The following is a 16008-nucleotide window of genomic DNA, read 5'->3' as shown; positions in this document are numbered from 1 at the left end:
TCCATGGGTTCGTCCGCTACGCTCCTGCCACTTGCGGCCGCCTGGCTGCTGCTGATCAACCTCTGGACCTTCCAGCGCTTCGGGGCTGACAAGGCACGCGCGCGTCGGGGGCAGCGCCGTATCGCGGAGCGCGATCTGCTGGGACTTGCGCTGATCGGCGGGACACCCGGCGCCTTTCTTGCCCGCCGCGTCTTCCGCCACAAGACGCGCAAACAGCCCTTCACCACACAGCTGCAACTGATCGCCGCCGTTCAGCTGGGCACGGTCATCGGCTGGTGGATCATCTGACCGCGGAATGTCGGGGAGGGGGAGAAATGGTGCTGCCGGCGAGGATTGAACTCGCGACCTCAGCCTTACCAAGGATGCGCTCTACCACTGAGCTACGGCAGCACTATTTCGGTCCCAACCGGCGCATCGCGTCGGCGGAGCCGGGCCTATGACCGCCCGAAGACTTCCTGTCAAGGCGGCTTGCGGCGGGCGATGCAATTTGCTTAGGAGCCGGCCATGACAGGCGGGCAGGACAAGCGGAAGGAAAGGCTGGCGCAGGCGCTGCGCGACAATTTGCGGCGGCGCAAGGCGCAGGCCCGCGAATCGCGCGACGCCGAAACAACGCCGCCAGCCGAGCGGAAGGACTGAGGGCCTATAGCGGCGCGCAGGCGGCCTTCAGCCATGCCAGCGCCTCACCCTCCAGTTGCGGGCCGACCACCTCCGCCACGCGCGCATGATAGGCGTCGATCCAGGCCCGCTCATCGCGCGTCAGCAGTTCCACTTCAATCGCGTTGCGATCGATCGGCGCGAAGGTCAGCGTCTCGAAGCCCAGCATCTCCCGCTCCGCGCCGGGCAGCTCCCGGTCCTCGACCAGCACCAGATTTTCGATGCGGATCCCATATTCGCCGGTCTTGTAATAGCCGGGCTCATTGGAAAGGATCATGCCCGGCTGCAACGGCTCGTCGCCCCCGCCGAAGGTCGCGATCCGCTGCGGCCCCTCATGCACGGACAGGAAGCTGCCGACGCCGTGGCCGGTGCCATGGGCATAATCCAGCCCTTCGGCCCACAAAAACTGCCGCGCCAGCACATCCAGCTGCCCGCCGCGCGTGCCGCGCGGGAAAACCGCGCGGGCTAAAGCGATATGGCCCTTCAGCACCAGCGTGAAGCGGCGCTTCATCTCTTGCGTCGGCGTGCCGATCGCGATGGTGCGCGTCACGTCGGTGGTGCCGTCGCGATACTGACCGCCCGAATCGACCAGATAGAAGCTGCCCGTTTCAATCGGCCGGTTGGTTTTTGGCTCCACCCGATAATGCACCACGGCGCCGTTCGGCCCGGCGCCGGAAATCGTGTCGAACGACAAGTCTTCCAGAAGCCCCGTCTGCTTGCGGAACGCCTCCAGCTCCGCCGCCGCGCCCAGTTCATCGACACTGCCCTTGGGCGCTTCAATCGCAATCCAGTGGAGGAAGCGGCTGAGCGCCGCCCCGTCCCGTGCCTGTGCGGCGCGGTGCCCACTAATCTCGACCTGATTCTTGATCGCCTTGGGCAGCACCGCCGGGTCGCGTAGCGGCAGAACCTTCGCCCCCGCCGCATCCAGCCCATCGAAGATCGCGGCCACGGCCCGATCCGGATCGGCCGCCACAGTCTTGCCGCTCAGCCCCGCCAGCGCCGCTGCGAACTCCGCCCGATCGTGCACCCGCACTGCGTTGCCCAGATGCGCGGCCACCGCCTCGTCCATCTTCTCCGGCGCGACATAAAGGTCCGCCGTCGCGTCGGCATGCACGATGGCATAGGCAAGGGCGACCGGCGTGCGGTCCACATCCTTGCCGCGAATGTTGAAGGTCCATGCGATCGAATCGAGCGCCGACAGCACCACCGCATCGGCATGTTTCGACGTCAGCCAGTCCGCCATCGCCTGCCGCTTCTCGGCCGCGCTCTGCCCGGCATGGCGATCCTCATGCACGACCAGTCGCGCGGCGCTGGGCGCGGGGCGGTCCGGCCACACAGCATCCACGGGATTGCTGTCCACCGCCACCAGCTCGGCGCCGCGCTCGGCCAGCGCCTCGCCCGCCGCCTTCACCCAGGAGCGCGTGTGCAGCCAAGGGTCGTATCCGATCCGGCCGCCCTGGGGCGCATGGTCCTGAAGCCAGGCGGCCACCGATGTCTGCGGCACGCTCTCATATTGCCAGTGAGCGCCGTCCACCTGTTCGCGCACCTGCAGCGTATAGCGTCCATCGACGAAGATCGCCGCTTCCTCCGGCAGCACGACGGCGCTGCCCGCCGATCCGTGAAACCCCGTCAGCCAGGCAAGCCGCTGCGCATAGGTACCGACATATTCGCTCATATGCTCATCGGTGAGCGGCACGACGAAGCCGTCCAGTTGCACGCGCGCCAGCTGCGCCCGCAAAGCCTTCAGACGGTCCTCATAAGTCGACATCGCAAACCCCTTGGATCATAGGGCCCTCTTGCGCTGGCCCTGCCATAGCCAACATAAGCAGGGCAGGGCGCAGATGCCAGCGCCCGACTTCGACCAGATCAGGACCCTGAATGACCGCTTCGAACCATCCGCCCGTCGCCGCCCGCCGCCCGCACAGCATTGCCCATCACGGCATCACCGTGGAGGACCCCTATGCCTGGCTGCGCGACCCCGGCTATCCGGAGGTGACGGACAAGGATGTGCTCGCCTACTTGAACCAAGAAAATGCCTGGTTCGAGGCGGCGATGCAGCCGCACAAGCCGCTGCTCGACACGCTGTTCACCGAGATGAAGGGCCGCATCAAGGAGGATGACAGGTCCGTCCCGCAGAAGGATGGGGACTATGTCTATTGGCGCGCCTTCGACGTTGGCGCCCAATATCGCAAATGGTATCGGCGGCCCGTGGCAGGCGGCGAGGATCAACTGATCCTGGACGAGCCGACATTGGCGGAAGGGCACGACTATTTCCGCCTCGGCGCCCTCTCGGTCAGCCCCGACGGCCGCTATCTCGCCTACGCCATCGACAATAATGGCTCGGAGCGGTTCGAGGCGCGGGTGAAGGACCTCTTCACTGGCGAGCTTCTCCCGGAGGTCATTCCCGACACGCTGTCCTCGCTCGTCTGGACGAGCGACAGCAAGGGCCTGCTCTACGGTATCGCCAATGAGCAATGGCGCACCGACAATACCCGCCTCCACTGGCTGGGGCAGCCGGTGGAAAGCGATGTCGAGCTGTTCCACGAGGATGATGAGGGCTTTCGCGTTTCGGTCGGCCTCACATCATCGGAAAAGTGGATCGTCATCGCGACGGGCGATCATGTGACAAGCGAAGTGTGGCTGCTGCCCGCCGACAATCCGCTGGCGGAGCCGCTGCTGGTCGCGCCGCGCAAAGCTGGCCGCGAATATGATGTCGATGAGCATGAGGGCACGCTCTACATCCGCACCAACGACACCCATCCCAATTTCCGGCTGGTGAAGGCTTCGCTGGAAAAGCCCGCCGAGTGGGAAGAGGTGATCGGCGCCGACGCCCATTTCTACCTCACGGATTTCACGCTGTTCAAAGGCTTCTATGTGACCGAGGGTCGGCAGGACGGCCTCGACCAGATCGAGTTGCGCGATTACGCCACTCATCAGGCGAAGCGCATCCCTTTCCCCGAAGCGAGCTACTCCGCCAGCTTGGACGACAATCCCGAATATGACGTGACGAAGCTGCGCATCGGTTATGAATCGATGGTCACGCCCGACACCATCTACGACTATCACCTCTCGACCGGCGAGCTTGAGGTCCTGAAGGTGCAGGAAATCCCCTCCGGCTACGACGCGAGCCGCTATGCCACCGAGCGGCTGATGATCCCAGCGCGCGACGGCACGGACATCCCGGTGTCGATCGTCTATCCCAGGGACCTGCCCCGCGACGGGAGCGCGCCGTTGCATCTCTACGGCTATGGCGCCTATGGCATCGCCATGGAGCCCGGCTTCTCCACCAGCCGCCTGTCGCTGCTGGACCGCGGCTTCGCCTTCGCCCTCGCCCATATCCGCGGCGGCGACGATCTCGGCCAGCAATGGTATCTGGACGGCAAGCTCGACAAGCGGACCAACACATTCACCGATTTCGTGGACGTGGCGAAGGGCCTGATTGAGCGCGGCTATACGGCGAAGGGCCGCATCAGCATTTCCGGCGGATCGGCGGGCGGCGAGTTGATGGGCGCGGTCATCAACTCCGATCCCGACCTGTGGGGCGCGGTGGTGGCGCATGTGCCCTTCGTCGATGTGCTCAACACCATGCTGGACGAGACGCTGCCGCTGACGCCGGGCGAATGGCCCGAATGGGGCAACCCGATCGAGGACCGGGCGGCGTTTCAGACGATCCGCTCCTATGACCCCTACAGCAACGTCCGCGCGCAAGACTATCCGCCACTGATGGTGACCGCCGGCCTCAACGATCCGCGCGTCACCTATTGGGAGCCGGCCAAATGGGTCGCCCGCCTGCGCGCCACCAAAACGGACGACAAGGTCCTGCTGCTCAAGACCAACATGGGCGCGGGCCATGGCGGCAAATCGGGCCGCTTCGAAAGCCTGCACGAAACCGCCGAGGAGTTCGCCTTCATTCTCTGGCAGCTTGGGGTGGAGAGCTGATGGCGTCCACCTACACAACCCGGATCACCGCCGGACCCGAGCATATCGACGTCCTCGGCCATGTGAACAATGCGGTTTGGGTGCAGTGGATGGAGCAGGTCGCGACCGAGCATTGGACCCGCGACGCCGCGCCGGAGCATCTGGACGCCTATGTCTGGGTCGTGACACGGCATGAGATCGACTATCGCGGCAATGTGCGGGAGGGGGAGGCGGTGACTGCCCGCACCTGGATTCCGCAAGGTCCGCGCGGTGCCCGGTTCGACCGGCACATGGATTTCACCGGCCCCGACGGCAAGGTGAAGGTGGCGGCGAAATCCACCTGGGCGATCATCGACCGCGACAGCGGCCGCATCCTGCGCGTGCCCCCGGAAGTCGCGGCGCCCTTTCTCGGTCCGTAACGGTTCGGAACCTCCCCTGCGGGTGGCACGTTTTCCCGGCCACCAACGTCTACAGGAGAGAATATGCGTAAGTTCGGCTATTCCCTGCGCGCCATGGCCGCAGCCTCGGCATTGTTCCTGGCAAGCGGCCCCGCACTGGCAGGGGACGAGGAACGGGCGCTCGCCGCCATTGCGCAGGCGCAGGGCAAGATCGACGCGGCTGCCAAGCTGAAGGCCGGCGACTTCGACCCGGCCGTGCTGGCAAAGGCGCAGGCCTCGCTGCGGCTGGCTCAGGAAAATCTGAAGAGCGGCAAGGAACAGAATGCCATCAAGGCGGCGATCGAGGCGCAGGGCTTTGCCGACACCGCGATCGGCCGCAGCCAGGCGCGCACGGAAACGGATGCGCAGGTCCAGGCCTCGACCGCCGCCGCGGCGCAGCAGGATGCCGCCGCCGCCAATGCCCGCGCTGACGCGGCCGAACGGGCCGCTGCTTCCGCCGCCGCCGACGCGCAAGCGGCCCGCGCTGCCGCCTTGGCGACGCCGCCAGCGCCGGCGACCACGACGGTGACCACCGAAACCGTGAAGACCGCGCCTGTGACCACCGTGCGCAAGACGGTGCCGAAGAAGGTCGTGCGCAAGAAGACGACAGCGCCGGTCCGCGCCTCTGTCGTGGAGAAGACCACGACGACTGTCACCAACCGCTAAATCGCCATCAGGCTGAAGGCTGTGGCCCGATCTGCAGCCTTCAGTCGAAGATACCGACCGCGCCCTCCGCCCAGATCAGCAGCACCATCAGCATCAGCACAGCTGCGATCAGAGGCAGTAGCCGGCGATCACGCAGGACGCGCGCGGCGACCTCATACAGGCCGATAGCGCCGATCAGCAGCCCGCCTGCCGCCGCAAAGTCCCACGCGGTCCAGCGCACCTCGTCCGTGAACTGCATCGCGACCAGCGGCATCAGCAGGATCGCGGCGGCGAGGCACCAGATGATGGTGCGCCAGGGATGGTCCACCGCCAGCCGCGTTCCTGCCTTCGCCATCAGACCTGCTCCCTCATCCCGTTCGCTCAACCGCTTCAACCCCGGGGATATGATCGTCGATCACCGGCTCGCTGGCCATGTCCGACCGCTCGGTGGCCTGCCGCGCCCACATGGCGGCATAGAGGCCATCGGCGCGCACCAGATCGGCATGGCGGCCGCGCTCCACGATCCGCCCGCGTTCCAGCACGATAATCTCATCGGCTTCCACCACTGTCGAGAGCCTATGCGCGACGATCAGCGTGGTGCGCTTGCGCGCAATGCTGCGCAGCACATCCTGGATTTCCGTCTCCGTCCGGCTGTCGAGCGCGCTGGTCGCCTCGTCCAGCACCAGCACCGGCGGGTCCTTCAGCAGCGTCCGGGCAATCGCCACCCGCTGCTTCTCGCCGCCCGAAAGCTTGAGGCCCCGCTCGCCCACACGCGTGGCATAGCCCTGCGGCAAGCCCATGATGAAGTCGTGGATGGATGCCGCCTTCGCCGCCGCCTCGATTTCCGCCTGGGTCGCCCCGTCGCGGCCATAGCCGATATTATAGCCGACCGTGTCGTTGAACAGCACCATGTCCTGCGGCACGATGCCGATCGCGGCACGCAGCGATTGCTGCGTCACCTGCGCGATATCCTGCCCGTCGATGCTGATCCGGCCGCCCTGAATGTCGTAGAAGCGGAAGAGAAGGCGGGCGATGGTTGATTTGCCCGCGCCTGACGGACCCACGATCGCAAGTGTCTTGCCGGCCGGCACGGTGAAGCTGACGCCATGCAGGATTTCGCGCTCAGGATCATAGCCGAAATGCACATGATCGAAGCGCACCTCGCCCGCCTCCACATGCAGCATCGGCGCGCCGGGCGCGTCGCTGATCTCGGTTTCCGTATCGATCAGCTTGTACATCGCTTCCATGTCGATCAGGCCCTGCCGGATCGTGCGATAGACCATGCCGAGCAGGTCGAGCGGCCGGAACAGCTGGCTCAGCAGCGTGTTCACCAGCACCACGTCACCGGTCGAGAACTGCCCCCGGCTCCATCCCCAGACCGTATAGCCCATCGCGCCCGCCATCATGAGGTTGGTGATCAGCGACTGGCCGATATTCAGCCAGGCAAGGCTGTTCTCCGACTTCACCGCCGCATTGGCATAGCGCCGCATCGCAGTGCCGTAACGGGCGGCTTCGCGTTCTTCCGCGCCGAAATACTTGACCGTCTCGAAATTGAGCAGGCTGTCGACCGCATGGGCGACGGCGCTGGTGTCCATGTCCACCATGTCGCGCCGCAGCTGGTTGCGCCATTCGGTGATCGTCCGGGTGAACCAGATATAGAGGCCCACCATCACCAGCGTCGCCGCGACCAGCCCTGCGCCGAATTTCCAGAAGAAGATGACGCAGACCGCCGCCAGTTCCAGCACCGTGGGCGCGATGTTGAACAGCAGGAAATAAAGCATCGTGTCGATGCTCTTCGTGCCGCGCTCCACGATTTTGGTGACCGCGCCGGTGCGCCGGTCGAGATGGAAGCGCAGCGACAGGCGGTGCAGATGCACGAACACATCGTCCGCCAGCCGCCGGCCGGCTTCCTGCCCGACGCGTTCGAAAATGGCGTTGCGCAGATTGTCGAACAGCACGCTGCCGAAGCGCGCGCCGGCATAGGCGACGACCAGCGCGATGGCGAGGCTGGCGCCCGCCTCCATGCCCGGCACCATGCGGTCGACCGCGCCCTTATAGGCGAAGGGCATGGCGAGGCTGACGATCTTCGCCACCAGCACCAGCGCCATGGCGATGACCACCCGCCGTCGCAACGCAGGCGCATCGGCCGGCCAGAGATAGGGGAAGAAGCGCCGCATCGTCTCCCATACGGGCGGGAGCGGGCTATTGTCGGGTGTGGATGGCGGCATGGGGGATTATGTAGGCTTTCGAGCCGCTCGCATCCAGTATGTTCAACCTTGCGGCTTCAGCATCCGTGCTGCGAAGGCAGGAGCCCAGATCAGAGGGCGGAATTGGGCTCCTGCCTTCGCAGGAGCACGCAATTCCTAATCCTTCAGTTTCAGTCGCGCAGCAGCTCGTTGATCCCGGTCTTCGACCGCGTCTGCGCATCGACCCGCTTCACGATCACGGCGCAATAGAGGCTTGGTCCGGGCGTGCCGTCGGGCAGGGGCTTTCCGGGCAGCGATCCCGGCACGACCACCGAATAGGGCGGCACTTCGCCCATGAAGATCTCTCCGGTGGTGCGATCGACGATCTTGGTCGACTGGCCGATGAACACGCCCATCGACAGCACCGAACCCTTGCCGATGCGCACGCCCTCAACGACTTCCGACCGCGCGCCGATGAAGCAGTCATCCTCGATGATCACCGGATCGGCCTGCAGCGGCTCCAGCACGCCGCCAATGCCGACGCCGCCCGACAGGTGGACATTCTTGCCGATCTGCGCGCAGCTGCCGACCGTCACCCAGGTGTCGACCATCGTGCCCTCGTCCACGAACGCGCCGATATTGACGAAACTCGGCATCAGGATGACATTCTTGGCGATATGCGCGCCCGCGCGGGCGAAGCTGCCCGGCACCGCACGGAAACCAGCGGCGCGGAAGGCGGCCTCGTCCCAGCCGGCGAACTTGCTCGGCACCTTGTCCCACCAATGGCCCGCGCCCGGGCCATTGTCGATCATGACATTGTCGTTGAGGCGGAAGGACAGCAGCACCGCCTTCTTCGCCCACTGGTTGACCTGCCAGCCATCCGCGGTCGGCTCAGCGACGCGCAGTTCGCCGCTGTCCAGCAGCGCCAGCGCCTTGTCGACCGCCTGGCGCACAGCGCCCTGGGTCTTAAGATTGACATTGGCCCGGTCCTCCCAAGCGGCGTCGATGGTCGCGATCAGTTCGTTGCTCATGGCCTGTCCTTACAAGATGCTCGCCAGAAACGGCGTCAGATGGTCGGTTTCGAAATCGATGAAGTCGGGATGATGCTCGTGATTGCCGGCTTCCGAGCCGTTATTGACCCAGATGGTGGTCATGCCGATCGCCTTGGCGGGTTTCAGGTTGCGCGCCATGTCCTCGAAAAAGGCGGCGCGGGTCGGGTCGACCTTGTGGACGCGGCAGAGTTCGGCATAGCCGGACGGATCAGGCTTGGGCACATATTGGCAGGCCTGAATGTCGTGGATCAGCTCGAACGCGCCGGTCAGTCCCAGCTTGTCGAGCACCCGCGTGGCATAGGCGCCGTCGCCATTGGTGAAGATCAGCCGCCGGCCCGGCAGCGCGGCGATATGGGCATTCAGCGCCTCGTCCACTTCCAGCCGGTCCATCGAGATGTCATGGACGTAGTCCAGAAAAGCGCGCGGCTCGATGCCGTGATGGTGCATCAGCCCCGACAGCGTCGTGCCATGTTCCATGAAATAGCGCTTCTGGGTCGCCTTCGCGACCTCGGGATCGCAGCCGAGCAGGCCCTGGATGAACTCGCCCATCTTGACGTCGATCAGTGCGAACAGGTCCGCCTTTGCCGGGTAGAGCGTATTGTCCAGATCGAAGATCCAGCTGTCGACATGGGCAAGGTCCGCGCGCATGGCCGCGCCCTAGTCCTACCGGGCGGGGAGGGCAAGGGCCGACGCCTTGCAACACCTCTCCTTAATCGTCGTCCCCGCGCAGGCGGGGATCCATCTCCCAACGGCTGTGCTTGGCGTTAGGTCCGGAAATGGATTCCCGCCTTCGCGGCAATGACGGGACTTTGAAGTTGTGCAGTCACCCGCAGCCCGGCGCGGCGCTATCCTCATAGAAGGTCTGCACCGCCGCCCATGCGTCCTCGGCCGTCTCCACCCAGGTCAGCAGGTTGAGGTCGGAGGGCGAAATCACCCCCTCTTCAGCCAGCGCCTCGAAATCCACCACGCGCGTCCAGAAGTCTCGTCCGAACAGCAGCACCGGGATCGGCTTCATCTTGCCGGTCTGGATCAGGGTCAGCAGCTCGAACATCTCGTCGAACGTCCCGAAGCCGCCAGGAAATACCGCCAGCGCCCGCGCGCGCAGCAGGAAGTGCATCTTGCGCAGCGCGAAATAATGGAACTGGAAGCTCAGCTCCGGCGTGACGAAGCGGTTGGGCGCCTGCTCGTGCGGCAGCACGATATTCATGCCGATCGTCTGCGCGCCCACGTCCGCCGCGCCGCGATTGGCGGCCTCCATGATCGACGGCCCGCCCCCTGAGCAGACCACGAAATGGCGGCACCCCGCCTCGTTCACCGGATATTCCGCAGCGATCCGGGCCAGCTTGCGCGCTTCCTCATAATAGCGGGCCTTCTTGCCCAGATTCTCCGCGATGCGCCGCTGGTCCGGGGTCGTCGCGGCATCGATCCGCGCCTGAACCTGTTCAGGCTCGGGGATGCGGGCCGATCCGTAGAAGACGAAAGTCGATTCGATGCCCGCTTCGTCCATCAGCAGCTGCGGCTTCAGCAGTTCCAGCTGGAACCGCACCGGTCGCAGATCCTCGCGCAGCAGGAACTCGGTATCCTGAAAGGCCAGGCGGTAGGCGGCGCTGTTGGTCTGGGGAGTGCCTACGGTCTTGCGGGCATCGGCAGCTTCCTGACGCGCGGGCCGGAATTTGCGCTCTTCGATTTCTTGTCTTGTCATTAGCTCCAACTTAGGGCGGCGTGCGGCAAAGCCAAGGGCGCTTAGCGGCAGAAGCCACCTTTTCCGCCCATGTCGAAATGAAAATGATCGTGATGAGCCGCGTTGTAATCGGGGCTCAGTACCGTGCGGAATCGTTTGCAAGCACTGGCATGCACGATCTTCAGGAACTGCTGCACGCGGCTGTCGCCGTTCCAGTCCTTTTCGATGGAAATTCGCCGCCCATCACTCAGGACGAAGGCCGACACATCGACGGCATTGCTGTGCGCATGTTCGGACAGCCTGCCGCTGCCCGCGATCGGCCGGCAATTATAGGTGCCGAACGTCTCGATCCTTTCGATCTCCGCGCCCAGGATCAGCCGCGCGGCGGGCTGCACGCCGTAGCGCGCCCAGGCTGCGAAATTGGCCGCGAGATTGCAGGTCATGGCCCCTAGATTGCTGGTCGGAACCCCGATGTCGAGCAGCTTGACGCTGCCCAGCGCGTTGCACCCGCCGCCGAAATTCTGGTCCGGCAGGGGCGTGAAGGCGACCGATTGCGACGTCAGCTTCGCCATGCACTGGCGCACTTCCATCGTCGGCGGAGCGGGGTGTCGGGCGGCTCTTTTAACCGGTTTGGACGGCCGTTCGACGCGGCCCCGCGGCACCAGATCGCCGCCACAGCCCGCCAGAGTCAGCCCGGCCGCCGTGACCGCCGCCAGTCCCGCCTGGCGATAAACCGCTTTTCCCCACACCCGCATAGTCATGACTTGACCATTTACCACGACATGCTGGGCCTTGCGTTAACATCGCCAACGGTTCGTCGCGTCCAGACCATCATCCGGACTCGTTGACGGCTTGACTCTTGGGGCGAAGACTTTAGTTCGGCCGGCGGGCCACGCGGTCCCAACGCCGCGCGTGCTCTCTGTAAGGAGACGCAGTACATGACTGAAACGTTCGCCGCAGACGCCACCATTGCGCCTGCCGCCAAGCCCGCAACCAAGCCGGCTCGCCCCTATTTCTCTTCCGGTCCCTGCGCCAAGCCTCCGGGCTGGAGCGCCGACAAGCTGAGCGCCGAATCCCTCGGCCGCTCGCACCGCGCCAAGATCGGCAAGACCCGTCTCGCCTACTGCATCGACCTGATGCGCGAGCTGCTGAATCTGCCCGAAACGCACCGCATCGGCATCGTCCCGGGCTCTGACACCGGCGCCTTCGAAATGGCGATGTGGACCATGCTCGGCGCCCGCCCGGTGACGACGCTCGCCTGGGAAAGCTTTGGCGAAGGCTGGGTGACGGACGCTGCCAAGCAGCTGAAGCTCGACCCCACGATCATCCGCGCCGACTATGGCCAGCTGCCCGACCTGAACGGTGTGAACTTCGCCCATGACGTGCTGTTCACCTGGAACGGCACCACGTCCGGCGTGCGCGTGCCGAACGCTGACTGGATCCCGGCCGACCGCGAAGGCCTGACCTTCGCCGACGCTACCAGCGCGGTCTTCGCCTATGAGATCGACTGGACCAAGATCGACGTCGCCACCTTCTCCTGGCAGAAGGTGCTGGGCGGCGAGGGCGGCCATGGCGTGCTGATCCTCGGCCCTCGCGCGGTCGAGCGTCTGGAAAACCACACCCCCGCCTGGCCGCTGCCCAAGGTCTTCCGCCTGATGGCGAAGGGCAAGCTGGCCGAGGGCATCTTCAAGGGCGAGACGATCAACACGCCCTCCATGCTGGCGGTCGAGGACGCGATCTTCGCGCTGGAATGGGGCAAGTCGCTGGGCGGCCTTCAGGGCCTGATCGCACGCAGCAACGCCAATGCAGCGGCGCTGAACAAGCTGGTCGAAGAGCGTGAATGGCTGGGCCATCTCGCCGCCGATCCGGCCACCCGCTCGACCACCAGCGTCTGCCTGACCGTGGAAGGCGCGGACGAAGCCTTCATCAAGAGCTTCGCGGCTCTGCTGGAGAAGGAAGGCGCCGCCTATGACGTCGCGGGTTATCGCGATGCTCCGGCGGGCCTGCGCATTTGGTGCGGCGCGACCGTCGAGACGGCGGACATCGAAGCGCTCGGCCCCTGGCTCGACTGGGCCTATGCGACGGCCAAGGCTGGCTGATTAGCTTAACTGCGTCACCCCGGCCTTGAGCCGGGGTCCCGCTTCTTCATGTCCGCCCGCAGTCAAGCGGGACCCCGGATAAGGTCCGGGATGACGATGAAATTTAGGAAACACAGATGCCCAAGGTACTTATTTCCGACAAGATGGACCCCCGTGCCGCCGCGATCTTCCGTGAACGCGGCGTCGAAGTCGATGAAATCACCGGCAAGACCCCTGACGAGCTGAAGGCGATCATCGGCCAATATGACGGCCTCGCCATCCGCAGCTCCACCAAGGTCACGAAGGACATTCTCGACCACGCAACCAACCTCAAGGTCATCGGCCGCGCCGGCATCGGCGTCGACAATGTCGATATTCCGGCCGCCTCGTCAAAGGGCGTGATCGTGATGAACACCCCGTTCGGCAACTCGATCACCACCGCCGAACACGCCATTGCCCTGATGTTCGCGCTGGCCCGCCAGCTGCCCGAGGCGAACGCCCAGACGCAGCAGGGCCTGTGGCCCAAGAACGGCTTCATGGGCGTGGAAGTCACCGGCAAGACGCTGGGCCTGATCGGCGCGGGCAATATCGGCTCGATCGTCGCCAGCCGCGCGCTCGGCCTCAAGATGAAGGTCGTCGCCTTCGATCCCTTCCTGACGCCCGAACGCGCCGTCGAAATGGGCGTGGAGAAGGCCGATCTCGACACGCTGCTGGCGAAGGCGGACTTCATCACGCTGCACACGCCGCTGACCGACCAGACGCGCAACATCCTGAGCAAGGAAAATCTCGCCAAGACGAAGAAGGGCGTGCGCATCATCAATTGCGCCCGTGGCGGTCTGATCGACGAAGCCGCGCTCAAGGAAGCCATGGATGCAGGCCATGTCGCTGGCGCCGCGCTCGACGTGTTCGTGCAGGAACCGGCCAAGGAATCGCCGCTGTTCGGCACCCCCAACTTCATCTGCACCCCGCACCTCGGCGCGTCGACTGACGAAGCGCAGGTCAACGTCGCGCTTCAGGTTGCCGAGCAGCTCAGCGACTATCTGCTCGATGGCGGCATCACCAATGCCCTCAACGTGCCGTCGCTGTCCGCTGAGGAAGCCCCGAAGCTCAAGCCCTATATGGCGCTCGCGGAAGAACTGGGCAGCCTCGTCGGCCAGCTCGAAGGCGACCGCATCCAGAGCGTCGCGGTGGAGGTCGAGGGCCATGCCGCCGAGCTCAACCAGAAGCCGATCACCGCGGCGGTGCTCGCCGGCCTGATGCGCGTCTATTCGGACACGGTGAACATGGTCAACGCGCCCTTCCTCGCGAAGGAACGCGGTCTCGACGTGCGCGAAGTGCGCCACGACCGCGAAGGCGACTACCAGACCCTCGTGCGCGTCACGGTGAAGACGGAAAGCGGCGACAAGTCGGTTGCGGGCACCCTGTTCGGCCATTCGCAGCCGCGCCTCGTCGAACTGTTCGGCATCAAGGTCGAAGCCGACCTTGCCGGCCACATGCTCTACATCGTCAACCAGGACGCGCCGGGCTTCATCGGTCGCTTGGGGAGCACGCTGGGCGAAGCGGGCGTCAACATCGGCACCTTCCACCTCGGCCGCCGCAACCAGGGGGGCGAAGCCGTGCTGCTGCTCTCGGTCGACGGCGCGGTTAACGAGGATGTGCTGGCGGACATCTGCAAGCTCGCAGGCGTCAAGACGGTGAAGCTGCTGCGCTTCGCGTAACAACCCGAAAAGCCCTCCCCCCTCGGGGGGAGGGTTTGGGAGAGGGGGAGGCAAGATTGCGTCTCGACCCAAAGCTCAAGGAGCGCGCGAGGCAAATGCGCGCCAACCCACCCCCTCAGAACAAAAGCTCTGGTTAGCGCTTCGCGCCAACCGTTTTGAAAATCAGCAGTTCACCCGTCAGACAATCATCGCGCCCTACATCGTCGATTTCGCCTCCAAGGCCGCGAGGCTCATCATCGAGATCGATGGGGATACACATTGCTTCAAAGATCGCTATGACGCACGACGAACGGAATTTCTGGAATCGCTAGGATATCGCGTGCTTCGTTTCGGCAACCCGGATGTGATGGGAAATATTGAGGGCGTGCTTGGCGCCATCGCGCAGGCGTTGCGCGATGCCCCCTCTCCCCGACCCTCCCCCCTAGGGGGGAGGGAGCTGTAATGGCCATCCCGCCCGGCCTCCTTCCCGAAGGCCTTTCCGACCGCCTGCCGCCGCAGGCCGAAGCTTCCGCGCGGCTGACGCGCAGCGTGCTCGATACGGTCGCGGCGCATGGCTATGAGCGGGTGATGCCGCCCGTCGCCGAGTTCGAGGACACGCTGGTCGGCCGCCTCAAATCCATGCGCGCGCAGGACCTGGTTCGCGCCGTCGATCCGGTTTCGCAACGCAGCCTAGCCCTGCGCCCGGACATGACCGCGCAGATCGGGCGTATCGCGGCCACGCGCCTTGCCGGCGTACCGCGCCCGCTGCGCCTGTCCTATGGCGGTCCGGTGATCCGTCTGCGCGCGAACCAGCTTCGGCCTGAGCGCGAGCGGCTGCAACTTGGCGCGGAACTGATCGGCAGCGACAGCATCGCCGCCGCGGTCGAGATCGTGAATGTCGCGATCGAGGCGCTGCAAGCCGCGGGCGTCACCGGGATCACCATCGATTTCACCCTGCCCGACCTGATCGACAGCCTCGCTGCGGGACCGCTGCCCCTCGCGCCGCACGAGATTGAAGCGGTCCGCGCCGAACTCGATGCGAAGGACGCGGGCGCGCTTGCCGCGCTCGGTCCGGCCGCCGCCGCCTACCTGCCGCTGATCGAAGCGACCGGTCCCTTTCATCCCGCCATGGAAAAGCTCGAGGCGCTGAACAGGCAACTCGGCGGCGCGATGGACGGCCGAATCGCGGGGTTGCGCGCGATCGCGAAGCCGATCGGCTGGGACATCACCCTGACGCTCGATCCGACCGAGCGGCACGGCTTTGAATATCAGAACTGGTTCGGCTTCTCGATCTTCGCGGACGGTTTCGTCGGGGAGATCGGCCGGGGCGGCAGCTATGCCATCGCCCGCGCCGACGGTTCGGAAGAACCCGCCATCGGCTTTTCCCTCTATCCCGATCCGCTGATCGATGCGGGCTTCGGCCGGGAAAGTCCCAAGCGGCTGTTCCTGCCGCTGCACTACGACTCAGGCCGGGCCGCGCAGCTTCGCGGGGAGGGCTGGCGCACGCTCGCGGCGCTCAGCCCTGATCAAAATGGCGAGGCGCTGCGCTGCACCCATTGGCTCGACGGCGACGAACCGCGGCCTTACTGACTTGACCCGCTGGGGCAGCGCGGCTAACGCGCGCCCCGCAACAGGGCGAATTCCGCCCAATTGATCCTAT

At 65.3% G+C, this 16008-nt stretch carries 16 protein-coding genes and 1 tRNA gene; 9 read left to right on the top strand and 8 right to left on the bottom strand.

Annotated features, from left to right (window positions below; translation table 11 throughout):
* The first annotated feature begins 3 nt into the window (after positions 1–3).
* Entirely contained in the window at positions 4–288 is a 285-nt protein-coding gene (locus L858_RS0111790) for a DUF1294 domain-containing protein (protein ID WP_022683350.1), read from the top strand.
* A 27-nt stretch (positions 289–315) separates the two neighbouring features.
* Here the strand turns inward: L858_RS0111790 and L858_RS0111785 are convergent.
* Positions 316–390: transfer RNA gene (locus L858_RS0111785), tRNA-Thr, on the bottom strand.
* A 114-nt stretch (positions 391–504) separates the two neighbouring features.
* Here L858_RS0111785 and L858_RS22435 point away from each other — a divergent pair.
* A complete protein-coding gene (locus L858_RS22435; RefSeq protein ID WP_274518606.1) occupies positions 505–636 on the top strand; it encodes a hypothetical protein in 132 nt (43 codons plus the stop codon).
* 4 nt (positions 637–640) lie between these two features.
* Here the strand turns inward: L858_RS22435 and L858_RS0111775 are convergent, their stop codons facing one another.
* Positions 641–2422 (bottom strand): aminopeptidase P family protein, encoded by a 1782-nt coding sequence (locus L858_RS0111775; protein ID WP_022683349.1) that lies wholly within the window; start codon positions 2420–2422, stop codon positions 641–643.
* Positions 2423–2532: 110 nt separating this feature from the next.
* On the opposite strand from L858_RS0111775, the gene L858_RS0111770 reads away from it, so the two are divergent.
* From L858_RS0111770 to L858_RS0111760, 3 genes are all read left to right on the top strand, one after another.
* Positions 2533–4593, top strand: coding sequence for a S9 family peptidase (locus L858_RS0111770; RefSeq protein ID WP_022683348.1), 2061 nt, complete (start codon positions 2533–2535; stop codon positions 4591–4593).
* Entirely contained in the window at positions 4593–4991 is a 399-nt protein-coding gene (locus L858_RS0111765) for an acyl-CoA thioesterase (protein WP_022683347.1), read from the top strand. The genes L858_RS0111770 and L858_RS0111765 overlap by 1 nt, the downstream gene beginning before the upstream one ends.
* A 63-nt stretch (positions 4992–5054) precedes the next feature.
* Positions 5055–5675 carry a hypothetical protein gene (locus L858_RS0111760; RefSeq protein ID WP_022683346.1) on the top strand — a complete coding sequence of 207 codons (621 nt, stop codon included), beginning with the start codon at positions 5055–5057 and terminating at the stop codon, positions 5673–5675.
* A 40-nt stretch (positions 5676–5715) separates the two neighbouring features.
* Here L858_RS0111760 and L858_RS0111755 read toward each other — a convergent pair whose 3' ends face one another.
* The 6 genes from L858_RS0111755 to L858_RS0111730 form a co-directional block, all read right to left on the bottom strand.
* Complete coding sequence (locus tag L858_RS0111755; RefSeq protein WP_022683345.1) at positions 5716–6009, bottom strand: hypothetical protein; 294 nt, start codon at positions 6007–6009, stop codon at positions 5716–5718.
* A 13-nt stretch (positions 6010–6022) separates the two neighbouring features.
* Positions 6023–7882 (bottom strand): ABCB family ABC transporter ATP-binding protein/permease, encoded by a 1860-nt coding sequence (locus L858_RS19960; RefSeq protein WP_022683344.1) that lies wholly within the window; start codon positions 7880–7882, stop codon positions 6023–6025.
* A gap of 149 nt (positions 7883–8031) precedes the next feature.
* A complete protein-coding gene (gene dapD, locus L858_RS0111745) occupies positions 8032–8871 on the bottom strand; it encodes a 2,3,4,5-tetrahydropyridine-2,6-dicarboxylate N-succinyltransferase (RefSeq protein WP_022683343.1) in 840 nt (279 codons plus the stop codon).
* 9 nt (positions 8872–8880) lie between these two features.
* Positions 8881–9540: a pyrimidine 5'-nucleotidase gene (locus L858_RS0111740; protein ID WP_022683342.1), complete on the bottom strand. Its 660-nt coding sequence runs from the start codon at positions 9538–9540 to the stop codon at positions 8881–8883.
* 175 nt (positions 9541–9715) lie between these two features.
* A complete protein-coding gene (locus tag L858_RS0111735) occupies positions 9716–10594 on the bottom strand; it encodes an LOG family protein (protein WP_022683341.1) in 879 nt (292 codons plus the stop codon).
* A 41-nt stretch (positions 10595–10635) separates the two neighbouring features.
* Positions 10636–11334, bottom strand: a complete 699-nt coding sequence (locus L858_RS0111730) for an extensin family protein (protein WP_022683340.1) — start codon at positions 11332–11334, stop codon at positions 10636–10638.
* 177 nt (positions 11335–11511) lie between these two features.
* Between L858_RS0111730 and L858_RS0111725 the strand changes: the two genes are divergently transcribed.
* The 4 genes from L858_RS0111725 to L858_RS0111710 all read left to right on the top strand — a co-directional run bounded on the left by L858_RS0111725 (position 11512) and on the right by L858_RS0111710 (position 15938).
* Positions 11512–12672, top strand: a complete 1161-nt coding sequence (locus L858_RS0111725; RefSeq protein ID WP_022683339.1) for a phosphoserine transaminase — start codon at positions 11512–11514, stop codon at positions 12670–12672.
* Between the two features lie 116 nt (positions 12673–12788).
* Positions 12789–14369, top strand: a complete 1581-nt coding sequence (gene serA / locus L858_RS0111720) for a phosphoglycerate dehydrogenase (protein WP_022683338.1) — start codon at positions 12789–12791, stop codon at positions 14367–14369.
* A gap of 55 nt (positions 14370–14424) precedes the next feature.
* A complete protein-coding gene (locus L858_RS21280) occupies positions 14425–14811 on the top strand; it encodes an endonuclease domain-containing protein (protein WP_081643341.1) in 387 nt (128 codons plus the stop codon).
* Positions 14811–15938 carry an ATP phosphoribosyltransferase regulatory subunit gene (locus L858_RS0111710; RefSeq protein ID WP_022683336.1) on the top strand — a complete coding sequence of 376 codons (1128 nt, stop codon included), beginning with the start codon at positions 14811–14813 and terminating at the stop codon, positions 15936–15938. Before L858_RS21280 ends, L858_RS0111710 begins: the two co-directional genes overlap by 1 nt.
* Positions 15939–16008: the final 70 nt, after the last annotated feature.

This window comes from Sphingobium bisphenolivorans (genome assembly GCF_000412635.1).
Classification (GTDB): domain Bacteria; phylum Pseudomonadota; class Alphaproteobacteria; order Sphingomonadales; family Sphingomonadaceae; genus Sphingobium; species Sphingobium bisphenolivorans.
The sequence above is the reverse complement of the archived record's forward strand: the minus strand, read 5'-3'. Positions and strand labels throughout refer to the sequence as shown.